This is a genomic window from Kistimonas asteriae (assembly GCF_018263925.1).
Lineage (GTDB): Bacteria > Pseudomonadota > Gammaproteobacteria > Pseudomonadales > Endozoicomonadaceae > Kistimonas > Kistimonas asteriae.
Window position 1 is genome coordinate 123,970 of the sequence record NZ_JAEVHF010000010.1, and the last position, 23,485, is coordinate 147,454.

Consider the following 23,485-nt stretch of genomic DNA (forward strand, 5'->3'; position numbering starts at 1 on the left):
AAGCGTCAAGCCGATCATTCCTTAGCCGTTCAATCAGGAAAGCAGTGTAGATGTCAGATGATTATGTGTTAGAAATTGTTGAGATTTCCGAGGGTGAGATTGTTTTAAGAACCCGTCATGATCACAACACGCTGTTAACCCTGAAATTTTCAACAGATGCACTGGATTACCTGGATAATCGATACCTTGATGTTGCCAAGGTGATGCTCAATGCCGGGATGCAGGCTGCAACCGGCGTTGATGAAGCAGAGGCCTCTCTGTTCATCGGCCGCAGGCTGCACTGAAAAAATCAGGTAATGCTGGTTGCTGGCTGGTTGCTTTACGACCTCGAATCGCCAGAGCATCCGATTTCCCCAGTATGGCGGCCCGTTCCAGTTTCTCAAGACCTTGTTCAGAGAGATCGTTTATCCAGGCGACAACCGTATGGCTATTGCCGCTACTCAAGGCGCGGCAGGCGAGGTTTAATGCCTGCTCAGGTGTGTCAGCTGTCAGCAAGAGCAGCTTGTTGGTATTCAGATCGGCGTTTTTCAGCCAATGGCTGATCTCACTGGTAAAGGCCGATGATGCAATCAAGGTAAGCCAGCGGTCATCGTGATTGCGAGTCAGTTGTGACAGGATAGGCGTGATCAGACAGATGCTGAGGCTACTGAAGGCGGGGGCAATCACTTCATTGACGTGACCATACGGACGATCCTGCTGATAGGCGCCCTGGCTCATGCCAGATGGCTGAGGGAGTCCGATTTCGTGCGGATGAAGCGTTTGTGGTTGAATCATCGAATACATCATCAGTCTCTCCAAAAGCCGTGGTTTATCTTGCCTTAACTGTTTTACTGATCATCCGTATGCCTTAGTGACGAATCACTCCGACACTCAGTCCTTCTATGGTGAGATGGTCGGTTTTTAAATCGACTTCTATGGTGTTGAATTCCTCGTTTTCCGGGTGCAGCAAGACTTTAGCGCCTTTTTTCTCAAACCGTTTCACAGTGACCTCATCGTCGATACGGGCTACGACGATCTGACCATTATGAATATCGGATGTGCGATGGACTGCCAGCAGGTCACCATCCATGATGCCGATGTCTTTCATGCTCATACCCTTAACCCGCAGGAGGTAGTCGGCCTTTGGGTGGAAAAACTCCGGATTGACCTTGCAGTGGTCTTCAATGTGTTCCTGCGCAAGGATCGGCATGCCAGCAGCAACCTGGCCAATAATGGGTAAGCCTTCTGCTTCATGTTTATTGTCATCAGGGATGCGGATACCCCGGGAAGCGCCGGAAATGATTTCAATGGCGCCTTTACGGGCCAGTGCGCGTAAGTGCTCTTCGGCCGCGTTCGGTGAACGGAATCCCAGCTCTTTGGCAATTTCAGCCCGCGTCGGGGGAAAGCCGGTGACCTCAATATGGGATTTTATGAGAGCCAGAATTTCTGCCTGACGGGGAGTGAGCTTGATCATGGCGCTACCTGTTCTGTCGTTATATACAGTAACTGTGATTATATACAGTTGTTTTGTGGCTGCAATAACTAATGTTGTCGGTAGGTTGTAGTAATCAGGGGTTTTCGCAGAAAAAAATAGTCCGGGTGGTGATGATCTGTTTAATAGTCGTGTAATTTTCTTGTAATCATCTGAATTCCTTGACAAAAGGCTCTGGACATACGATCGTTTCAAACGATCGTTTGTTTCAGGCATAAAAAATAAGATGTTATGGCACAGTCAGATACTGTAGACCGAATACTGGATGCTGCGGAATACCTGTTCGCAGAGAAGGGGTTCGCGGAGACATCGCTACGGACAATTACCAGTAAGGCTGGTGTGAACCTTGCGGCTGTCAATTACCACTTTGGCTCCAAGAAGGCCTTGATACAGGCGGTGTTTACCCGCTTTCTGGATCCCTTCTGTGCCCGCTTGGCGGAAGAAGTCGCCAAAATACCCAAGGATAGAGAACCTTCACTGGAAGAGTTGCTTCGTTTACTGGTTAATCAGATTCTTGCAACCAAACCTCGCGGCGAGAAGGATCTGGCGGTATTTATGCGACTACTGGCATTGGCGTTCACTGAAACACAAGGGCATCTGCGACGTTATTTGCAGGATATTTATGGCGATGTGCTTTCCGGCTATCTGAAGCTGGTTGTTGCGGCCTCGCCAGCTCTGCCACGTAATGAACTGTTCTGGCGTATTCATTTCATGATGGGAACAGTGATTTTCTCTATGTCGGGGTTTGAAGCCCTCAAGTCGATTGCTGACTATGAATATGGAGAAAAAGCTACCATTGAGCAAACCCTGCACCGGATGGAACCATTCCTCGCTGCAGCCATGCGTGCCCAGCTAGATTCATAGGTCGTAACCGGTAATACTATGATGGTTGACCATTACTCGTATTCATCGGTTACCTATGCATATCACCATTCATATTGCCTCTCAGGAACTTGTCCTTCACACACCAGAGGGTAAGTGTGTGTATTCCATTTCTTCCGGTGCCAATGGGATTGGCCAGCAGAATGGGAGTTATCAAACACCGCTGGGAAAACATATTATCCGGGCATGCATTGGTGAAGGTCTCCCCGAGAACGCAGTGCTGGTAGGGCGTCGGTTCACGGGAGAGGTCTACAGTCCTGAATTACGGGCCCAACATGCCGAACGTAGGGATTGGATCTTGACCCGTATTCTCTGGCTCAGTGGTCTTGAACCTGGGTTTAACCGGCACGGCAGTGTTGATACCATGCGCCGGTATATCTACATTCACGGCTCGCCGGATACCGCTGAAATGGGTAAGCCTGGTTCCCGTGGCTGCATTCGCATGCATAACCGCGATATTCTTGATCTTTTCCCGCAGACTTCGCCGGGTATGCGCGTCACCATTCTTGAAGACTGATACTGGAGTGTTCCCATGACACAGGGCGTCCTGATGCTGGACCTGAAAGGCCTTCATCCTGACAGTGTTGAAATTGATCGGCTGTCAAAACCGTCAGTGGGTGGCGTGATTCTTTTTTCACGGAATTATCAGGATGCTGATCAGTTAAGGCAGCTGGTTGCGGACATTCGATCGGTCAGGCCGGATATGCTGATAGCGGTTGATCAGGAGGGTGGAAGGGTTCAGCGTTTTCGTGGGGAGCCGTTCACACGATTGCCGCCAATGGGCGTGCTTGGTCAGCTGTATCAGTCAGCTGATCAGCTGGATGCGGTTGACCTCGCCAGGGAGTGTGGCTGGTTAATGGCCAGTGAAGTCCGTGCCTTTGATATTGACCTTTCACTGGCGCCGGTTCTTGATCTTGATCGCGGCCTGTCCCGTGCCATAGGGGATCGATCGTTTGGGGCGCTCCCTGAGTCTGTTACCCCCCTGGCGAATGCGTTTATTGAAGGAATGCGTGAAGTGGGAATGGCTGCCACGGGCAAGCATTTTCCGGGGCATGGCGGTGTGTCTGCAGATTCCCATACGGCATTGCCCAGGGATACACGCACGCTCGAAGAGATTGAGACTGATCTCAGGGTATTCAAGGTAATGATTGAGCAGGGGCTTGAGGCTGTGATGCCTGCCCATGTGGCTTTTGCTGCCGTTGATAATGTACCTGCAGGATTTTCACCTTACTGGCTTCAGACCGTCTTACGGGATCAGCTAGGATTTGAGGGTGTCATCTTCAGTGATTGCCTTAATATGGCTGCGGCCAGTATATCCGGCGGTTTTCCTGCAAGGGCCGAAGCAGCCCTGCAGGCAGGTTGTGACATGGTGCTGGTCTGTAATAACCCGGATGGCGCCCAGGAGGTGTCAGACTGGCTTGAGCTTGAACCTAGAGAAGCCAGTCCCCGTTTGTCTCGCTTGAGGGCTGCTCAAGCGGTTGATTTAAATGCGTTGATGCGTTCTGAGCGCCGACAGGCATGCCGAAAACGACTTGAGGCGCTGGTCAATGAAGGATTATGGCGGTGATTGATTATGAGGTGCTGTTCCGGTTCATACAGGATCGTGATGGCTGGATTTTCCACATTGGTTTAATTTTACTGGCAACCCTTGCTATACATGGCTTGATGCAGGTTGTGCTGAAACGGCTGGAGGCTGGTTTTGCCAGAACGACCACCCTGTGGGACGATGCATTCATCCTTGCATTGAGAACCCCGGTTTTGCTCATTATCTGGGTGGCGGGTATCTCCTTTGCCGGTGATATTGCCCAGAATGAGACTGGGGCAGCGATATTCAAAGCCATTGATTCGATCAGGGATCTGATTGTTATTGCCGTTGTGAGCTGGTTCTGCATTCGCTTTATTCGCGAAGTAGAACGTAAAATTTTATCGAGTACATCCAACACCCGTCATCTTGATGAAACGACTGCGCAGGCGCTAAGCAAACTGCTAAAAGCTGTGGTCATCATGTCGGCCATTCTGGTCGCTATGCAGACCCGAGGCTTCAGTATTTCCGGATTGCTGGCTTTTGGCGGGGTGGGTGGCCTGGCGGTAGGGTTTGCGGCGAAAGATATGCTCGCAAACTTCTTTGGTGGTTTCATGATTTATCTGGATAGGCCATTCAAGGTGGGGGATTGGGTACGCTCTCCAGATAAGAATATTGAAGGCGTGGTTGAATACATCGGCTGGCGTCAGACGCGCATCCGTACATTCGACCAGCGTCCCCTTTATGTGCCCAATGCGACATTTAGCAGTATCTCGGTTGAAAACCCATCGCGCATGCGTAACCGAAGAATCAATGAGGTCATCGGGATTCGCTATCGAGATGCGCACTGTATTATCCAGATTCTGGATGATGTCAGGGACTATCTGGCCAATAATCCAGAAATCGCCAAAGACAGAACGCTGATGGTCAATTTCACCCGATTCGGCCCATCCTCGCTGGATTTCTTTATTTACTGTTTTACCAAGACGACCGACTGGGTCATGTTTGAACAGATCAAGGAAAATGTGTTGTTGAGAATCATGGCCATCATTCATTCGCATGGCGCAGATATTGCCTTTCCTACCACCACGCTGGATATTCCTGAGCCTCTGCCTAAGTCTGTGCAGGACACTACGTCAGAGCCAGCAGAAGGTGATGCATCATGAGCATAACAGCGATTATCGGCGGTACCGGGCTGACAGCGCTGGATGGTTTAGCCATTCATCGGGAGGAGGTCGTCGACACCCGCTGGGGCGCAGTATCGGCACCGGTACTGGTCGGGGAGTTTCATGGTCACGAGGTGGTTTTTTTAGCCCGTCATGCATCGGATCACTCACTGCCGCCGCATAAAATTAACTACCGTGCCAATATCCAGGCACTGAAGACACTCGGTGTTGATCGGATTATTGCTGTCAATGCGGTCGGAGGGATCACTGACAGTATGGCCAGCGGGGTCATCTGCATCCCTGACCAGATCATTGACTACACCTCGAATCGTGAGCACACCTTTTTCAGTGATGACTTTGAGGTGACAAACCATATCGATTTCACCCTGCCCTATGATGAAGCGCTGCGTCAGTCACTGATTCAGGGGGCGAATGATGCAGGGCTGGATGTCATGCAGGAAGGGGTTTATGGCTGTGTCAACGGGCCAAGGCTGGAGACGGCCGCTGAAATCCGGCGGATGGAGTGCGATGGGTGTGATTTGACCGGCATGACTGGAATGCCTGAGGCTGCGCTGGCCCGGGAGCTGGGTCTGCCTTATGCCTCTGTCTGTCTTGTCGTGAACCGTGCAGCCGGTAAGGCTGTTGGTGAGATTACCATGGATGCTATACGGCAGGTGCTGGCAGACGGCATGCAGAGGGTCAGGCAGTTAATTGCAGCGTCACTGGTTTCACCCCGTTGAGCGTCTTTTCAGACCATGTAAGTAGCTATATGACGTAATTTTGGCGGTTTTTCGAATGCTATACTGACAGTGTTTTAATGCATTCTTGAGCCTGCTGCTACAGGAGGTGGTGGCAGGTTTGATACGGGTAATAGCCAACATTCGGAGTCGGCGAAGTATATGGATATTCTGATTGCCGAAGATGCGAGGGATCAACGCCTCCTGTTGTCCACCTTCATACGAAAGCTAGGTCATACTGCGCACGAAGCAGAAGATGGCCGTGAAGCGCTTGCCTGCCTTGAAAAGAATCCTCAGATTCGTGTTGTGATCAGTGACTGGATGATGCCGGAAATGGACGGGATCGAGCTGTGCAAGACGATCCGTGATCAGGATATGGGGCATTATGTTTACTTTATATTGCTGACCGGCAACCAGGATCATGATGCGGTCGTGCAGGGCATGAGTATCGGGGCCGATGATTTCCTGCACAAGCCTGTCAATTTTCGTGAGCTGGAAGCGCGCATGAAGGCAGGACTTCGTATCATTGAGCTTGAGCGTAAGCTTGAAGAGCGCAATGAAGAACTGGCAAAAGCATTCGAGACGATTAAGAAAGACCTGGAATCCGCCGCCAATACCCAGGCTGAACTCCTGGTGCAACCGACAACCATTGATGCCGTCAGTTTTGACTGGTTTTTCAAGCCCAGCAAAATCATTGGCGGTGATATGTTCGGCTACTTTGCCCTGAGCGATGAGCATGTCGCGTTTTATCAACTGGATGTGGCAGGGCATGGCATCCCATCGGCGCTGTTCTCGTTTACCCTGAATAACCTGATGGGGGATACCACCAGCAAGACATCCCTGCTCAGGGAAGAAACCGTTGATGCGCCGTACTACCGCATACTGGAGCCTCATGAAGTGGTGAGTCGCCTCAATGACCGTTTCCAGACGTCGGTGGAAAGCATGCTGTATTTTACCATGGTCTACGGTGTCATCCATACGCCAACCGGGAAGTTGACCATCAGTCATGCCGGGCATCCGCCGTCCATGTGGATGCGGCCTGCGACCAGTGATGCGCATTTCGTCGAGGGAGGCGGAGTACCTGTTGGAATGATACCGGGCATGGCCTATGACACCCAGCAGATGCAGCTGTCACCCGGTGACCGGTTATTTCTTTATTCTGATGGCATTATCGAATGTGAGAACCGTCAGGGAGAAATGTTCGGCAAAGACAAGTTGAAAACCCTGCTGAAAGAATCACAGACATTGCCGATTAAGGACATGATTGAGGCCGTTCAGGTTCAGATTGAAGGGTGGCAGGGCAACGATCAGTTTGAGGACGATGTCACCTATCTGGTGGTGGAATGGAAGCCCTGACGGAGACGGGTTAAAAAAGGAGCTGGAGTATGGGGTATAAAACCAGGCAGGAGGGCGATACAACCGTTGTCACGGTAGAGGAAAGTCGCCTGGATGCGAGCCTTGCCGGAGGATTCAAGGATTTCATGGTCGATTTAATAGATGCCGGCAACATGGATTTTGTTATCGATATCTCAGGCGTCAGCTTTATGGATAGTAGCGGTCTCGGGGCGGTTGTAGCAGCGCTCAAGCAGGTGGGATCTAACGGCAGTGTAAAACTGGCAGGGCCTCAGAAAGCGGTCAGCGACCTCTTTGATCTGACATGCATGGATCGTATTTTTAAAATTTATGCTACTGTTGATGAAGCGTTGAACGCGTAAGTATTAAAACAAGAGAAAAGGCAGGTTTGCATGGAACCGCGAACCCAGACAATACAGCTGCTCATTGATAGTCGACTGGAAGACACTGTTCTGGTCGCCATGGCAATACGTGGCCTTTGTGCGATGACGGGTTTAACCGCCGAAGAAGTCAACCGTGTCGAGCTCTGTGTCGTTGAAATCACCAATAACGCGATTGAGCATGCTTACAGCAGTGCTTTGGGGAATGCTGTAGAGGTCGTGATTAATCTCAGCACTGATGAGCTGGAGATTGTGGTCAGTGACTGGGGGCAGGCAATGGCCGCTGTTCAAAGTAGTGGTATGTCAGATCTGCAGCATTTAACCGCTGCAGATCCTGAGAGTTGGAGTTGCAGCGGTCGGGGTCTTAACATCGTTGAGCAATTAATGGACGATGTCAGTTATATTTCATCGGATGGCAAAAACAGCTTCTATATGAGTAAAAACCTCAATTAAACACTGTAAATTGCACGTCACAATATCAAATTCTGTAGTTATCAAGCACCCTCACGCTTTAGCGTTTGCGTTTTGTCAGCGCTACTCTGTTTGACTTTCTTGGGTATTTCATAGGGCGTAATAGAGAGCAGAACAGCCAGTGACGGGCTATCAAAGTAATTGATGGTATCAAATTTTAGTCGGCGACTTTCTGCCATCAGTAAATTGCCGGTGTAATGAGTGTCTATAAGTGTCGCCAGACCGCCAGTGCGGGACAATGTCAGAAACGGTTGATTGTTTACAGGGGGTGCCAGCAGCTGATTGGTCAGTAACAATTTGTCGATTGGCAGGACTGGATTCAGGCGATTCAACCAGAGTTGTGGTGCGGCGTGGACAAAGCGGCGCGCGGAAAGCGTAATGATCCCTTCCAGCTGACTGTCATTGCCTACTTGCTGGCCGGCTTCGATATAAATGTGAGTCGGCTGACTATCCGGCTGCAGCGGCATGCGCCAGCTTGCCTGATAGAGCAGGCGATAATCGCGGCTGCGCCGGATGGAACCGGCTTCACTGTTCAGCTGTCTCAGGTTGTCGGGTAGCAGTATGAGAGGCTGTTTGGTGACGTTAGGGATTCTATCTAGAGGGGTACGTTTGGCAGTGGCGGCATAGGTTGCCTCATCGATAGGGGACGGGCTATGGCGCTGCTGGGTAACCTGTGTTGGGGCAGGCAGGAATTTTTTGCTTACCGTCTGTTGCTGGACAGTGTAAAGCTTCACTGCATCCAGTGGGAAGCGGTGTTCGGCGACAGACGGCCAGCGTTCCGCAGAATCCATGGCCTTGTCCAGACGACTGATCACCAGAACATCAACCTGGTACCAGTCTTCTTCATCGTTTGAAGAGGTCTGTTTGTCAGTGTTGGCGCTGGCACCTGTACCGAGAACGAGCAGCAGGCTGGTCAGCAAGAGTGTACGCAGTATCATCATTATGGCGATGTCACTTTTTGATAGTGTCTAACGTTGATTGCCAGTGACTCTCTCCGTCAGGCAGACAGAGAGAGTTCTTCCAGCAGATTCTGTGTGATTTGCAGGCGTTGCTCAACCGTTTCCATGGATGTTGTGTATTTCAGGGTTGAAGCGCCCTGCAGGCGATAGCGTTGAGGTTCACGCTGAACCATCCTGACCAGCTTCATTGGATCAACGTTAGGTGTCGTTGAAAAATCAATGGTGCCGGCCTTTTCACCGGTATCGATTCGGCCAATCCCCAGCTTCTGTGCCAGCAGCTTGATCTCAGTTACCCGGAACAGGTATTTGACAGGATTTGGCAACAATCCAAAGCGGTCGATCATCTCCACCTGCAGCTCTCTCAGTGTTGCACTGTTTGAGGCGGAGGCTATCCGTTTATAGAGTACCAGACGGGTATGAACGTCGGGTATGTAGTCATCCGGGATGAGTGCAGGTAGGCGAAGGTTGATATCTGTGTGGGTGGCCAGCGGTTTCTCGGGGTCAGGTGTGCGGCCATGACGGATATCGTCGACGGCACGTTCCAGCATCTCCATGTAGAGGGTAAAGCCGACGGTCTGGATCTGGCCGGACTGCTCGTCTCCCAGTAGTTCACCCGCACCCCGGATTTCCATGTCATGGGTGGCCAGTGTAAAGCCCATGCCCAGGTCGCCGGCCTGCTCAATGGCTTCGAGCCGTTTGACAGCATCTGCCGTCATGCTTCTGCGACTCGGTGTCATGAGATAAGCGTAAGCCTGGTGGTGCGAGCGTCCGACCCGGCCACGAAGCTGGTGCAGTTGCGCCAAGCCAAACTTGTCGGCACGATCGATGATGATGGTGTTAGCGCTGGGGATATCAATCCCGGTCTCAATGATCGTTGTACAGACGAGTACGTTGTGCCGTTTGTGGTAGAAATCCTGCATGACCTGCTCCAGCTCCCGTTCACGCATCTGGCCGTGGCCAATGGCGACCCGGGCTTCAGGCAGCATCTCCTGAAGATCACTCGCAACCTTTTCAATCGTTTTGACTTCATTGTGCAGGTAGTAGACCTGGCCGCCACGCAGCAGTTCCCTGAGTATGGCTTCCTTTATCAGAATGCTGTCTGCTTCCCTGACAAAGGTTTTGACGGCGAGTCTTCGCGCTGGAGGCGTTGCAATGATGCTCAGATCACGCATATTCGCCATAGCCATGTTGAGGGTTCGGGGGATGGGGGTGGCGGTAAGCGTCAGTATGTCCACCTCTGCCCGGAGTGACTTGAGTTTTTCTTTCTGTCTGACACCAAAGCGGTGTTCTTCATCAATGATCAGTAACCCAAAATCTCTGAAGGTTGTATCTTCCTGCAGCAGCTTGTGGGTGCCGATGATAATGTCGATGGAACCTTCCGCGAGACCGTTTTTCAATTCGCTGATTTGCTTGGCGGTCTTGAAGCGGGACATGACTTCTACTTTGACCGGCCAGTCGGCAAACCGGTCCCGGAAACTTTCAAAGTGCTGTTGGGCCAGTAGCGTGGTCGGTACGAGCACAGCGACCTGGCGACTGTTGTGAACGGCCATAAATGCGGCACGCATGGCGACTTCGGTTTTGCCAAAACCTACATCCCCACAGATCAGGCGATCCATCGGACGGTCTGCCATCATGTCACGAACCACTGCCTGAATGGAGACTTCCTGGTCCGGCGTTTCCTCAAAAGGAAAGGCAGAAGCAAAAATCTGGTAATCCGAGCCGGGGTCAGTACAGGCAAAACCGGACTGCGCTTCCCGGCGGGCATAGATATCCAGTAATTCGGCGGCTGCATCCCGGGCTTTTTCAGCGGCTTTCTGGCGCGCTTTACTCCATTGTTCTGTACCGAGACGGCTGATAGGGGCTAGTTGATCATCGGCGCCGCTGTAGCGGGATACCAGGTGTAGCGACGATACCGGGACGTAAAGCTTGGCTTCGTCCGTATACTCAATCGTCAAAAATTCCTGGGGCTGGTTATTGAGATCAATGGTTTGCAATCCCCGATAACGCCCAATGCCGTGGTCCAGGTGAACAACCGGCGCACCAAGGCTGAGTTCGCCAAGATTGCGAATGGCCAGATCGGTTTCATCAGTCGCACGTTTGCGGCGCCGACGTTGCATGACCTGGCCACCCAGTAACTGGGTTTCCGTTAATAGCAGGGTGTTGTCTTTATCCAGCCACAAGGCGGAATCAATGGGGGCTGTGGTAATGGCCAGTGAGGCATCGGATGACAGAAAATCATGCCAACCGGTCGTTGCCGCAGGGGCGATGCCATGGCGGCTCAGGAGTTCTGTCAGGTTTTCGCGTCGACCTGCAGATTCTGCACACAGAAGCACGCGGCTCGCATCACACATCAGGCCTTGCAATGCAGTGAGAGGTTCACTGGATTTGTGGTCAATTTCGACAACAGGTACTGCGCGAACAGGTAAGTCGTAATGGCCTGCCTTATTGGTGACTGGCTCATCTTCCAGTTGTATTCTCGGGAATGACTTGCACTGCCTGAACAGCTCTTCATCAGCGAGAAATATCTCGGCTGGTGGAAGGATCGGGCGTGAAGGATCCACTTTTCGGTTCTCGTAACGACTGTTCAGGTCATCCCGGAAATGGGTGACTGCCGGCTGGATGTCACCTGTGGTGATCAGCAGGGTGTTATCCGGCAGGTAGTCAAACAGAGAGGCTGTTTCCTTAAAAAACAGGGAAAGATAGTATTCGGCTCCCGGTGATGCCAGGCCACGACTCAAATCCAGGTAGAGGGGGCACTCACGGTAATCGACGTCGAAGCGACTGCGAAACGCCTGTTTGAAATGGGAGATGGCATCCGATGTCTGCGGATATTCCCGTGCAGGCAGCAGATGAATACGTTCGACCTGCTCAATAGAGCGCTGGGTTTCCGGATCAAAGGTCCTTAAGGTATCGATCTCATCATCGAACAGGTCAATCCGGAAGGGGGTGTTACTGCCCATGGGAAAGATATCGATGATAGAACCGCGCATGGCGTAATCGCCGTGTTCATACACCGTATCGACACAGTGATAACCTGCACTTTCCAGTATGTGTCGCTGCTTCTCGCGGTCAAATGCGTCGCCCGTTGCCAGTACCAGGCTGTTTCCCTCCAGGAAAGAGGTGGGAGGTGTTTTGTGCATCAGGGTGCTGGCGGCAACGATCAGGATGCCCCGGGATGCCCGTGGTAGCTTGTGCAGGGTGTGGAGGCGCTGGGAAATAATGTCCTGATGGGGGGAAAAGGTGTCGTAGGGCAGGGTTTCCCAGTCAGGGTAGGTCAGCAGGTCAAGCTGCTGAGTTGGGTCAATAAAAAAATCAAGTTCCCTGCGCAGGCGTTCGGCCTGCTCCTGGTCTGGCGTGATGATCAGGCTGAAACCGGCATGACGCTGGGCGGCATCGGCGACCGCGAGCGATAACGCCGCACCCTGTGCGTCTCCCCAGACCTGCTTGTCGCCGGGTTTGACCGGAAGCGGGAATGTGAACTGTGTCATGAACATCCTGTAACGGCTGGATTCGGTAAAGTGCCGATTCTAGCAGGAAGGGAAAATCCCGTCCTCCTGCGTCGAAAACAAACAAAAAAGAACAGAAAAAGACGCTTTCGCACGATGGGTGTGTTGCGAAGTGTAAGCTGAATCGCGATAATGGCGGCGCGCTAACCCGAGTCGGTACCAGGGGGTCGTTGTATCATGGGCCGGGTCGGGGCCGATAAACAACAGCCATGGGCGAACAGGGGGTTTCCCGGGCGCTTCCTGGTTGTCTCGCTAGAGAATGCAGGTAACAGAGTGACTCAAGAGAAAATGCTTGATAGTTTCGCCGACTGGAAAGAACGTGAAGCCATGGCCGAGTCCATGATTCCACTGGTTGGCAAACTGTACAGGGATCATAACGTTGTAACCTCTCTTTTTGGCCGCCCGATTATTAACCGTTCTGTTATTGATATCATCAAGGCTCACCGGTTTGTTCGTCAGGTTGAGCAGAATGGCCTCTCTGTCCGTGAAACCCTGCCGGTGCTGGAACAGTTGGCGACATTGAAGCTGGGCCCGTCCCGCATTGATATTGGCAAGTTGGCCATGAAATTCAAGTCGCAGGATCAGTTTGCGGAATTGAATGATTTCCTGCGTGATGAGCTGAAAGATGTTCTGGGGGGAGAGCAGCCAGAATCTGAGAATGGTCAGGATGTGGTGCTGTATGGCTTTGGCCGGATTGGTCGCCTGATGGCACGTATTCTGATTGAGCGTGCGGGTGGCGGTGCGGGTCTCAACCTTAGGGCGATTGTTGTGCGTAATGGTGGTGCGGAGAATGATCTGGCCAAGCGGACCAGTCTGCTGCGTCGTGATTCAGTGCACGGTTCCTTCCGCGGTACTCTCAGCATTGATGAAGAGAATCAGTGCATCATTGCAAACGGCGTACGTATTCAGGTTATCTATTCCAATTCGCCGGATTCCATTGATTACACCCAGTACGGCATCAATAGCGCCATAGTGGTCGACAATACCGGTAAATGGCGTGATGAAGAGGGGCTGGGCCTGCATCTGAAATGTCCCGGTGTGTCCCGTGTGGTTCTGACGGCACCCGGCAAAGGTGAAATGAAGAACATCGTTTATGGTGTGAACCATAACCTGATCAGTACGGATGACCGTATTGTGTCGGCCGCATCTTGCACGACCAACGCCATAACGCCGATCCTGAAAGCGCTACTGGACAAGTTTGGTATTGCCAATGGTCACGTTGAGACCGTGCATGCTTACACCAATGATCAGAATCTCATTGATAACTACCACAAGGGTGATCGTCGCGGTCGTGCGGCTGCCCTGAATATGGTGGTTACTGAGACGGGAGCGGCGAAGGCGGTTTCCAAGGCCATCCCCGAGCTTAAGGGTAAGCTGACAGGGAATTCGATTCGGGTGCCGACACCGAATGTCTCTCTGGCGATCCTGAATCTGAACCTGGAAAGCAGCACCACGGTTGATGAACTCAACGATTATTTGCGGGAGTGTTCCCTGTACTCAGATCTGCAAAAGCAGATTGATTATGTGAAATCCCTTGAAGTGGTTTCCAGTGATTTCGTCGGTTCTCGTTATGCGGGAATTGTCGACGCTGAGGCAACCATCGTTGATGGTGATCGCTGTGTGCTGTATGTCTGGTATGACAATGAGTTTGGTTACAGCTGCCAGGTGAATCGCATTCTTCAGCATATGGCGGGTGTCATGTATCCAGTGTTCCCGCACAGCTAATTCCATCGCGTCATTTCTGCTTAATCCAGCCTGCTGGTGGTGAAAATACGGTCACTGCCAGCAGGTCGGCTTCCATTCTGATTTTTTCTGCTTTACTTCAGTGTGATAAATCGTGATTAGTGATAGCGTGTCTTGCTGGCGTTGATTGATCAATGCTGGAATGCGCGTTTCAGAAAAAATGCTGTACAGGGAATGTCGGCTTAATGGCATTACCAGCTATATGAGGAGCAAATCTGTATGGCATATTGGCATAACGGTCATTATAATTCGCCCTTGGGATTTCAGGGGAACACTATTCGGAATAATCGATCGCTAACTAGACGATCGTTGTTCCTTCAAGTCGTAGACTCCCCCTATACCTGAAAGTGAAATTAGAACGGGCACAGGCCTGCACGGGGCGGATATAACATCATAATCAAGCTTCCGTCCTGCCAGTCACCTGGAGAAAGGTTTTCCTTCACCTTGCATGCAACCGGTTAGGCGAAACGTATGATCAACATAAAACGGGGCCTGGATCTACCGATAACGGGATCGCCAGAGCAGACCATTGCCGAGGGGCGTCATGTGCGCTCCGTGGCGGTGCTCGGCTCTGACTATGTGGGTATGAAGCCCACCATGGCGGTCGCAGTCGGAGACCGGGTAAACCTGGGGCAACTGCTTTTTACTGATAAAAAAAATACCGATGTCCGTTATACATCTCCGGCGAGTGGTGTCGTCGCTGCGATTCACCGTGGTGAAAAGCGCGTCTTCCAATCACTGGTCATTGATGTTGACGGTGAGGGAGAAGAGTCGTTCTCCCAATACGCACCTGCAGACCTTGACGGTCTGACCAGAGAACAGGTGCAGGCGAATCTGGTGCAATCCGGCTTGTGGACCGCATTGCGCACCCGTCCTTACAGCAAGGTGCCGGTACCGGGTACTGCGCCGGTAGCGCTGTTTGTGACCGCAATGGACACCAATCCGCTTTCGGCCAATCCGGAAGTGATCATTGCCGAGCAGGCCGAAGCCTTCGAGCAGGGGCTGAAGGTGCTCAGTAAGTTGGCGGATGGCAAACTTTATCTTTGTAAGGCGCCTGGTGCTGTTATGCCAGAGGGGCCTGCACAGGTTGAAGAGTTTTCCGGTCCTCACCCTGCAGGTCTGGTGGGAACCCATATTCATTTCCTCGAGTCCGTCGGCGCTAACAAGACAGTCTGGCACATTGGTTATCAGGATGTGATTGCTGTCGGCAAACTGTTTGTGACAGGTCGCCTGTTTGTCGAGCGTGTAATTGCACTGTCCGGCCCCCAGGTGGAAAAACCGCGCCTTATTCGGACACGTCTGGGTGCAAGTACGGAAGAACTGACCGCGGGCGAGTTGCTGTCAGACGAGAACCGTGTGATTTCCGGCTCCGTCTTTGGTGGTTTTACGGCCAGCGGACCTTATGCCTATCTGGGGCGCTATAGCAACCAGATCACCGTGTTGCGCGAAGGCCGTGAGCGTCCATTGCTTCATTACATTATGCCGGGCTCCGATCGTTTTTCTGTCATGCCGATCTACGTATCCCGGTTCATGAAAAAGTTGTTCCCTTTCAGTACAACCACGAACGGTAGCGAGCGCGCCATGGTGCCCGTCGGTGCGTATGAAAAGGTGATGCCGCTGGATGTGCTGCCAACACAGCTGCTTCGCTCCATTATTGTCGGCGATACTGAAACGGCCCAGAAGCTGGGTGTGCTGGAACTGGATGAAGAAGATCTGGCCCTGTGCACTTATGTTTGCCCGGGCAAGTATGAGTACGGTCCGATCCTGCGTGATAATCTGACCACCATCGAGAAAGAGGGGTGACCATGGGGTTGCGAAAAGTTCTTGATTCCGTCGCGCCTCTGTTTGAGAAAGGGGGCAAGTACGAAAAATGGTATCCGCTGTATGAAGCGGTTGATACCGTCTTTTATAGTCCGCCGTCAGTCACCCATACCACGTCACATGTTCGGGACGGGATTGACCTGAAGCGTATCATGATCACCGTTTGGGCCTGTGCGTTTCCCGCCATGTTCTATGGCATGTGGAACCTGGGTTATCAGGCGAACATGGCCATCCAGGGTGGTTTGTCTGCACCGTCTGACTGGCATGGCTTGCTGATCAGCCTGTTTGCGGGGCACGATCCCTCCAGTATCTGGGACAACATGATCTACGGGGCAGCCTACTTCCTGCCGGTGTATCTGGTCACGTTTATGGTGGGCGGTTTCTGGGAAGTCCTGTTTGCCACTGTGCGCAAACATGAGATAAACGAAGGTTTCTTTGTTACTTCCATTCTGTTTGCTCTGATTGTGCCTCCGACCATCCCACTATGGCAGGTTGCTCTGGGTATCAGCTTCGGTGTTGTCATTGGTAAGGAAGTCTTCGGTGGTACCGGTAAGAACTTCCTGAACCCGGCGCTGACGGGACGTGCGTTCCTGTTCTTCGCGTATCCAGCACAAATGTCCGGTGACGCGGTATGGACCGCAGTTGATGGCTTCAGTGGTGCGACTGCACTGAGCCTGGGTGCTGATGGTGGTGTTGAAAACATCATGAGCCACGGCATTACCTGGTTTGATGCTTTCTACGGCAGCATTCAGGGTTCTATCGGTGAGACCTCGACGCTGGCCATTCTGCTGGGTGGTGCGGTGATGATTGCCATGGGTATCGCGTCCTGGCGGATTGTTGCTGGCACGATTCTGGGCATGATTGCCATGAGCACACTCTTCAATGTGATCGGTTCTGACACCAATCCGATGTTTGCCATGCCCTGGTACTGGCACTTTGTCTTGGGTGGTTTTGCCTTTGGCTTGATCTTCATGACGACGGATCCGGTGTCCGCAGCAATGACGCATACCGGTCGCTGGCTATTTGGCGCCCTGATTGGTGTGATGGTCATCCTGATTCGTGTCGCCAACCCGGCCTTTCCGGAAGGCATGATGCTGGCAGTTCTGTTTGCCAACCTGTTTGCACCGTTGATTGATCATTTCGTGGTGCAGGCCAACATCAAACGTCGGGAGGCACGCGTCAATGGCTAATAACGACACAATTAAAAAGACGCTGCTGGTCACCATCACACTCTCTCTTGTGTGTTCGGTACTGGTGTCCGGCGCAGCGGTTGCATTGAAATCTCGGCAGGACGAGAACAAGGTGCTGGATGTCCAGCAGAATATTCTTGCCATCTCCGGGCTGGTGGAAGATCCCAAGGCGCTGAACCGCCAGGAAATCCAGGAAGAGTTCAGCAAGATCACACCAAAGCTTGTGGATCTTGAAACCGGCAAGTTTGATACCAAGCTGAATGTCGACACATTTAATCAGCAGGCGGCCTCCAAGGATCCTGCGATGTCAAATGTGTTGCCTGCCGATCAGGATAAAGCGTTAATCAAGCGCTTGGAGAAGACGGCCAAGATCTACGTGATCGAGAAGGATGGCAAGCTGGATACCGTCATCCTCCCCGTGCGTGGTTATGGCTTGTGGTCAACCCTACATGGCTTCCTGGCACTGGAAAGTGACCTGAATACCGTAGCGGGCTTTGGCTTCTATCAGCATGCTGAAACGCCAGGCCTGGGCGGTGAGGTTGATAATCCTCGCTGGAAGGGATTGTGGGTCGGTAAAGAAGTATTTGATGACAAGGGTAATATTGACATTACAGTCGTCAAAGGCGCTGTTGATCCATCGGCATCTGATGCCAAGCATAAGGTGGATGGCTTGTCTGGTGCGACCTTGACCAGCCGTGGCGTCGATAACCTGGTGAAGTTCTGGCTTGGCAAGAATGGCTTTGGCCCGTTCCTTGATAATCTGAAGAAGGGGGAGGCGTAAGATGAGCGAAAAGAAAGACGTCATACTGACGCCCATATTCAACAACAACCCCATCGCATTGCAGATACTGGGTATCTGCTCCGCGCTGGCGGTAACGACCAGTATGAAGGTCAGCCTGGTTATGGCGATTGCCGTAATCTTTGTAACGGCCTTCTCTAACCTTTTCGTCTCATTAATCCGGAATCAGATTCCGAACAGCATCCGGATCATTGCCCAGATGACGATCATTGCGTCGCTGGTTATCGTGGTCGATCAGGTATTGAAAGCCTACGCTTATGAAATCAGCAAGCAGTTGTCGGTGTTTGTGGGGCTGATCATTACCAACTGTATCGTTATGGGGCGTGCTGAAGCCTATGCCATGAAGAACCCTCCGGGTATGTCGTTCCTGGATGGTATTGGTAATGGCCTGGGTTATGGTGCCGTTCTGCTGGCTGTTGGTTTCTTCCGTGAGCTTCTGGGCTCTGGCAAGCTGTTCGGCTTTGAAGTACTGCCCCTGGTTAACAATGGCGGCTGGTATCTGCCGAATGGCCTGATGCTGCTGGCACCTAGCGCCTTCTTCCTGATCGGTCTGTTGATCTGGGCATTACGCGCCTGGAAAACCGAACAGGTCGAGGCACCTGAATTCAAGATGGCGGCGCACACGACGGCTAAGGAGGCGCACTGATCATGGTAGAACATTATCTCAGCCTGTTCGTCAAGGCGGTGTTTGTTGAGAACATGGCGCTGGCGTTCTTCCTGGGCATGTGTACTTTCCTGGCCGTGTCCAAGAAAATCCAGACTGCACTGGGTCTGGGGGTTGCTGTTATTGTGGTACTGGTCATCACCGTGCCAGTCAATAACCTGATCTTTACCCATGTGCTGAAAGAAGGCGCAATTGTTGAGGGCGTTGATCTGACGTTCCTCGGCTATATCACTTACATTGGTGTTATTGCTGCCATCGTTCAGATTCTGGAGATGTTCCTGGATCGCTATGTGCCGGCACTGTATAACGCATTGGGCGTTTTCCTGCCCCTGATCACGGTGAACTGTGCCATCCTGGGCGCCTCCCTGTTCATGGTGGAGCGTGACTACAGTTTTGGTGACAGTGTTGTCTACGGCCTGGGTGCAGGTACGGGTTGGGCGCTGGCTATCGTGGCACTGGCGGGTATCCGTGAGAAGCTGAAATACAGTGACGTACCTCCGGGGCTCCGGGGGCTGGGCATCACATTCATTACCGTAGGACTGATGTCGCTTGGCTTCATGTCCTTCTCCGGTGTCCAGTTGTAAGGGGGTGAAAGAACATGAGTGATACGCAGATCATTATACTGGGTGTCGTGATGTTCACGCTCATCGTGCTGAGCCTGGTGGCGATTATCCTCGCCGCCCGTTCGAGGCTGGTCAGCACCGGTGACGTGACCATTGAAATCAACGGCGATCCCACCAAGACCATCACGGCGCAGGCTGGTGGTAAACTGCTGCAAACTTTGTCTGGACAGGGAATTTTCCTCTCTTCTGCCTGTGGTGGCGGTGGTACCTGTGCCCAGTGCAAGTGCCAGGTAAGCGATGGCGGTGGTTCTGCACTGCCGACAGAAGAGCCTCACTTTACTCGTCGTGAGTTGAATGAAGGTTGGCGTTTGTCCTGCCAGGTACCGGTCAAGCAGAACATGCAGATCGAAGTGCCTGAAGAGTTCTTCGGCGTCCAGAAGTGGGAGTGTGAGGTTGTTGCCAATGATAACGTCGCGACGTTTATCAAGGAACTGACCCTGAAGCTGCCGGAAGGGGAGAATGTGGATTTCCGCGCCGGTGGTTACGTGCAGCTTGAAGCGCCACCTCATGAAGTTGACTACAAGAACTTTGCTATTCCTGAGGAGTACAAGGGTGACTGGGACAAGTTTAACCTCTGGCAGTATAAGTCCAAGGTTAACGACACCGTTATCCGTGCGTACTCCATGGCGAACTATCCCGAAGAGAAGGGTATTCTGAAGTTCAATATCCGGATTGCATCTCCGCCGCCAGGAATGGATGTACCGCCGGGGCAGATGTCTTCCTATGTCTTCAACCTGAAGCCGGGCGATAAGATCACTGTTTACGGTCCATTTGGTGAGTTCTTTGCCAAGGATACCGATGCCGAGATGGTCTTTGTTGGTGGTGGTGCGGGCATGGCGCCGATGCGTTCCCATATTTTTGATCAGCTCCGGCGCCTGGATTCCAATCGCAAGATTTCGTTCTGGTATGGCGCGCGTTCCATGCGTGAATCCTTCTATAACGAAGAATATGATCAGCTGGCCGCTGACAACGAGAATTTCAACTGGCACCTGGCTCTGTCTGATCCGCAGCCGGAAGATAATTGGGAAGGTCTCACCGGGTTTATTCATAACGTACTGTATGAAAACTACCTGAAGGATCATTCTGCCCCTGAAGACTGTGAGTTCTACATGTGCGGACCGCCCATGATGAACGCAGCGGTTATCAAGATGCTGGAAGATCTTGGTGTAGAGCGGGATAATATCCTCCTCGATGACTTCGGCGGCTGATAGGCGCTGAAGGAAAAAGCCCGGTTTTACCGGGCTTTTTTGTGCCTGGTGAATTGTGGATGGAAAGCCGTTCATCGGAAACTCGCATGGTAACGTTAGGGCGATCACGGTAGAATCCGTGCCTTGATTCACACTCAGGATATGGTTCCTTGCCTAAGCGTTTCCCCTTGACCCTGGTGCTGATTGCCGCTCTGGTATTGGCTGCGGCGGTCTACTATCAGTCGACAAGACCCTCCATACATGTCCTCCATGGTAAAACCATGGGCACGACCTACAACATCAAGTATGTTGCCGATAACGCGATCCCTTCCGAAGATGTTATTGGTAAGCAGGTGCATCGTGCCTTACAGGATGTCGATGACCGCATGTCGACTTATAAGCCGGATTCAGAATTGATGCGCTTTAACCGGCATCCAGTTGAGCAACCGTTTACCGCCAGTGCCGATTTGGCTGCCTTGATCCGTGAAAGTCAGCAGATTTCCCGAATGTCGGGTGGCGCTTATGATGTGACGGTCGGACCGCTGGTGAATCTTTGGGGGTTTGGCGCTGGTAATAAGGCGACAGCCGCATCACTAGATCCCGAAAAGGATGATCCTGCGTTTATCCAGTGGTTGGCGGAGAGTGGCGCGTCACGTGTGCCACCTGCGGATAAAATCCAGGAAGCCATGAGAACGGTAGGGTATGACAGCGTGGCTGTTGATGATAATCAGCAAACACTGACCCGTCTGAAGCCCGTCTTTGTCGACCTTTCTTCGATTGCCAAGGGCTATGGCGTCGATCAGGCCGCCAGGGCGCTCGAGGCCCAGGGCATTACGGATTATATGGTTGAAGTCGGTGGTGAGATCCGAATTCGGGGTCATAAGCCAGACGGTCAGGCCTGGCGAATTGCTATCCGGCAGCCGGAATTGCTGACTGAACAGGCAGATGGCATCATAGAAGCTGATAATAAGGGAATAGCCACCTCCGGGGACTACCTGAATTACTATGAGCAGGATGGCGTACATTACTCCCATTTGATTGATGCGCGAACCGGCTACCCTGAGAAACACCGTCTCGCCTCTGTGGCCGTGGTGTCTGACAACGCCGCCACTGCTGATGCTTATGCCACGATGTTTATGATCCTGGGGGAAGACAAGGGATTAGCGCTGGCCGAAAAAGAGGGCTTGGCGGCCTACTTTATCTATCATACGGGTAAGGGCTTTGAATCGGTCGCCAGTACGGCATTTCGGCCATACCTGGTTCAATAACTGTTTGCGATAAGTTGTACGACAACGTCTAATTTGGTGATATGTAATGACCGTTATGCTCCTGACGTTTGCACTGTTGATTCTCGTCATACTCGCCATGTCGATCGGTGTCATTTTTGCCAATAAACCGATCAAGGGGTCATGTGGCGGTTTGGGGAGTCTGGGCTTGAAGGAGGACTGCCCGATTTGTGGCGGTGGTGACAAGGCGGCAGAAAAACTGCCGGAGAGTGCCGAATCCCTGTTTTATGATGCCGGTAAGAAGCCGTTATAAGCGGTCGCACCGGACCAGCTAATAATCAGGCGGTATGATCACCGCCGTTAACAGACCATTGGAGTGCCTTGATGGGTGTCAGCAATTATGATGTTGTCGTACTTGGCAGCGGGCCGGCCGGCGAAGGAGCTGCGTTTAATGCAGTCAAGCTGGGAAAGCGCGTCGCAGTTGTCGAGCAGATGCCGACGGTTGGCGGAAACTGTACCCATCTCGGCACCATTCCGTCAAAGACACTCCGTCACTCCGTTAAGCAGATTTATAGCTTTAACAATAACCCTATGTTTCGGGAGATTGGTGAGCCGCGCTGGTTCAGTTTCCCGAATGTGCTGAAAAGTGCCCATGAGGTTATTCAGAAGCAGGTCAAATCCCGTACTCAGTATTATGCGCGGAACCGCATTGACCTCTATTTCGGTATGGGCTGTTTTGTCGATGAAAACACCATCGAAGTGGTGGAAAATGGCGGTAATGTTGAGCATCTCTCGGCGCGTCATATCATCATTGCCACGGGGTCACGGCCTTATCGTCCCGCTGACGTAGACTTCACGCACCCTCGTATTTATGACAGTGACACGATTCTTCAGCTCAACCATACACCGCGACGGATTATCATTTATGGTGCAGGTGTTATTGGTTGTGAATACGCGTCGATATTTTCCAGTCTTGGTGTGCTGGTCGATTTGGTTGATACGCGTGATCGATTACTTTCCTTCCTGGATAACGAGATTTCGGACGCCCTGTGTTACCACCTCCGGAAAAACAATGTGATCATCCGCCATAACGAGGAATACCAGAAAATCGAAGGGACGGATGATGGGGTGGTGATGCACCTTAAGTCGGGCAAAAAGATCAAGGCGAACGCGCTGCTATGGGCGAATGGACGCAGTGGGAATACCAAGAACCTCGGCTTGGAGAATATTGGGCTGGAAGCCAATAGCCGTGGCCAATTGAGCGTGAATGAGTATTACCAGACAGATGTTGACAATGTCTATGCGGCGGGTGATGTCATTGGTTGGCCAAGTTTGGCCAGTGCATCCTACGATCAGGGGCGATTTGCAGCTAACAATATCAAGGGTGATGAGCCTCCACTGTTTGTTAGCTCGGTACCTGCCGGTATTTATACCATTCCGGAGATCAGCTCGCTGGGTAAAACAGAAGAAGAGTTAACTGAGGCCGCTGTTCCTTACGAAGTCGGTAAAGCCTTTTTCTCTCGACTGGCAAGGGCCCAAATTACCGGTGAAACTGCGGGTATGCTGAAAATACTGTTCCATCGGGAAACACTGGAAATCCTGGGTATTCACTGTTTTGGTGACCAGGCAGCCGAGATTGTCCATATCGGCCAGGCCATCATGGAGCAACCCAATGAGGTCAACAGCCTCAAGTATTTCCTGAATACGACCTTTAACTATCCCACCATGGCGGAAGCTTATCGGGTTGCCGCACTGGATGGGATGAACAGAGTTTTTTGAGTATTT

23 protein-coding genes are annotated in these 23,485 nt (G+C 52.1%); 19 read left to right on the plus strand and 4 right to left on the minus strand.

What is annotated here, in order from left to right:
• Positions 1-50: 50 nt before the first annotated feature.
• Positions 51-284: a hypothetical protein gene (locus tag KHS78_RS12725; RefSeq protein ID WP_211828846.1), complete on the plus strand. Its 234-nt coding sequence runs from the start codon at positions 51-53 to the stop codon at positions 282-284.
• On the opposite strand, the gene KHS78_RS12730 is transcribed toward KHS78_RS12725, so the two are convergent.
• A complete protein-coding gene (locus KHS78_RS12730) occupies positions 262-786 on the minus strand; it encodes a SulA-like leucine-rich domain-containing protein (RefSeq protein WP_211828847.1) in 525 nt (174 codons plus the stop codon). The two genes, KHS78_RS12725 and KHS78_RS12730, sit on opposite strands and share 23 nt — an antisense overlap.
• A gap of 61 nt (positions 787-847) precedes the next feature.
• The gene (gene lexA / locus KHS78_RS12735) at positions 848-1,453 is read right to left on the minus strand and encodes a transcriptional repressor LexA (protein ID WP_211828848.1); all 606 of its coding nucleotides are present in this window, start codon (positions 1,451-1,453) and stop codon (positions 848-850) included.
• 249 nt (positions 1,454-1,702) lie between these two features.
• Between lexA and KHS78_RS12740 the strand changes: the two genes are divergently transcribed.
• The 8 genes from KHS78_RS12740 (at position 1,703) to KHS78_RS12775 (ending at position 7,964) form a co-directional block, all read left to right on the plus strand.
• Positions 1,703-2,335 carry a TetR/AcrR family transcriptional regulator gene (locus KHS78_RS12740; RefSeq protein WP_211828849.1) on the plus strand — a complete coding sequence of 211 codons (633 nt, stop codon included), beginning with the start codon at positions 1,703-1,705 and terminating at the stop codon, positions 2,333-2,335.
• Between the two features lie 55 nt (positions 2,336-2,390).
• Complete coding sequence (locus tag KHS78_RS12745; protein ID WP_211828850.1) at positions 2,391-2,870, plus strand: L,D-transpeptidase; 480 nt, start codon at positions 2,391-2,393, stop codon at positions 2,868-2,870.
• A 15-nt stretch (positions 2,871-2,885) separates the two neighbouring features.
• Entirely contained in the window at positions 2,886-3,920 is a 1,035-nt protein-coding gene (gene nagZ / locus KHS78_RS12750) for a beta-N-acetylhexosaminidase (protein ID WP_211828851.1), read from the plus strand.
• On the plus strand, positions 3,911-5,041 hold the full coding sequence (locus KHS78_RS12755; protein ID WP_211828852.1) for a mechanosensitive ion channel family protein: 1,131 nt from the start codon (positions 3,911-3,913) through the stop codon (positions 5,039-5,041). The genes nagZ and KHS78_RS12755 overlap by 10 nt, the downstream gene beginning before the upstream one ends.
• Positions 5,038-5,781 carry an S-methyl-5'-thioinosine phosphorylase gene (locus tag KHS78_RS12760; RefSeq protein WP_211828853.1) on the plus strand — a complete coding sequence of 248 codons (744 nt, stop codon included), beginning with the start codon at positions 5,038-5,040 and terminating at the stop codon, positions 5,779-5,781. The genes KHS78_RS12755 and KHS78_RS12760 overlap by 4 nt, the downstream gene beginning before the upstream one ends.
• 159 nt (positions 5,782-5,940) lie before the next feature.
• Positions 5,941-7,134, plus strand: a complete 1,194-nt coding sequence (locus KHS78_RS12765) for a PP2C family protein-serine/threonine phosphatase (protein WP_211828854.1) — start codon at positions 5,941-5,943, stop codon at positions 7,132-7,134.
• Between the two features lie 29 nt (positions 7,135-7,163).
• Entirely contained in the window at positions 7,164-7,493 is a 330-nt protein-coding gene (locus KHS78_RS12770; RefSeq protein ID WP_211828855.1) for an STAS domain-containing protein, read from the plus strand.
• Positions 7,494-7,523: 30 nt separating this feature from the next.
• Complete coding sequence (locus tag KHS78_RS12775) at positions 7,524-7,964, plus strand: ATP-binding protein (RefSeq protein WP_211828856.1); 441 nt, start codon at positions 7,524-7,526, stop codon at positions 7,962-7,964.
• A 41-nt stretch (positions 7,965-8,005) separates the two neighbouring features.
• On the opposite strand, the gene KHS78_RS12780 is transcribed toward KHS78_RS12775, so the two are convergent.
• A complete protein-coding gene (locus KHS78_RS12780) occupies positions 8,006-8,923 on the minus strand; it encodes a CsiV family protein (protein WP_211828857.1) in 918 nt (305 codons plus the stop codon).
• 56 nt (positions 8,924-8,979) lie between these two features.
• A complete protein-coding gene (gene mfd, locus KHS78_RS12785; RefSeq protein ID WP_211828858.1) occupies positions 8,980-12,429 on the minus strand; it encodes a transcription-repair coupling factor in 3,450 nt (1,149 codons plus the stop codon).
• A 306-nt stretch (positions 12,430-12,735) separates the two neighbouring features.
• Here mfd and KHS78_RS12790 point away from each other — a divergent pair, with 306 nt between their 5' ends.
• From KHS78_RS12790 to sthA, 10 genes are all read left to right on the plus strand, one after another.
• Positions 12,736-14,172 (plus strand): glyceraldehyde-3-phosphate dehydrogenase, encoded by a 1,437-nt coding sequence (locus tag KHS78_RS12790; protein ID WP_246506452.1) that lies wholly within the window; start codon positions 12,736-12,738, stop codon positions 14,170-14,172.
• 489 nt (positions 14,173-14,661) lie between these two features.
• A complete protein-coding gene (locus KHS78_RS12795; RefSeq protein ID WP_211828859.1) occupies positions 14,662-15,993 on the plus strand; it encodes a Na(+)-translocating NADH-quinone reductase subunit A in 1,332 nt (443 codons plus the stop codon).
• A gap of 2 nt (positions 15,994-15,995) precedes the next feature.
• Positions 15,996-17,201: an NADH:ubiquinone reductase (Na(+)-transporting) subunit B gene (locus KHS78_RS12800; RefSeq protein ID WP_211828860.1), complete on the plus strand. Its 1,206-nt coding sequence runs from the start codon at positions 15,996-15,998 to the stop codon at positions 17,199-17,201.
• On the plus strand, positions 17,194-17,982 hold the full coding sequence (locus tag KHS78_RS12805; RefSeq protein WP_211828861.1) for a Na(+)-translocating NADH-quinone reductase subunit C: 789 nt from the start codon (positions 17,194-17,196) through the stop codon (positions 17,980-17,982). Before KHS78_RS12800 ends, KHS78_RS12805 begins: the two co-directional genes overlap by 8 nt.
• Position 17,983: 1 nt before the next feature.
• Positions 17,984-18,646 (plus strand): NADH:ubiquinone reductase (Na(+)-transporting) subunit D, encoded by a 663-nt coding sequence (locus tag KHS78_RS12810; protein WP_211828862.1) that lies wholly within the window; start codon positions 17,984-17,986, stop codon positions 18,644-18,646.
• Positions 18,647-18,648: 2 nt separating this feature from the next.
• A complete protein-coding gene (gene nqrE, locus KHS78_RS12815) occupies positions 18,649-19,248 on the plus strand; it encodes an NADH:ubiquinone reductase (Na(+)-transporting) subunit E (RefSeq protein WP_211828863.1) in 600 nt (199 codons plus the stop codon).
• 14 nt (positions 19,249-19,262) lie between these two features.
• Complete coding sequence (gene nqrF / locus KHS78_RS12820) at positions 19,263-20,495, plus strand: NADH:ubiquinone reductase (Na(+)-transporting) subunit F (protein WP_211828864.1); 1,233 nt, start codon at positions 19,263-19,265, stop codon at positions 20,493-20,495.
• A gap of 149 nt (positions 20,496-20,644) precedes the next feature.
• The gene (locus tag KHS78_RS12825; RefSeq protein WP_211828865.1) at positions 20,645-21,742 is read left to right on the plus strand and encodes an FAD:protein FMN transferase; all 1,098 of its coding nucleotides are present in this window, start codon (positions 20,645-20,647) and stop codon (positions 21,740-21,742) included.
• Between the two features lie 46 nt (positions 21,743-21,788).
• Complete coding sequence (nqrM, locus tag KHS78_RS12830) at positions 21,789-22,013, plus strand: (Na+)-NQR maturation NqrM (protein WP_211828866.1); 225 nt, start codon at positions 21,789-21,791, stop codon at positions 22,011-22,013.
• A gap of 71 nt (positions 22,014-22,084) precedes the next feature.
• A complete protein-coding gene (gene sthA / locus KHS78_RS12835) occupies positions 22,085-23,479 on the plus strand; it encodes a Si-specific NAD(P)(+) transhydrogenase (protein WP_211828867.1) in 1,395 nt (464 codons plus the stop codon).
• Positions 23,480-23,485 lie beyond the last annotated feature (6 nt).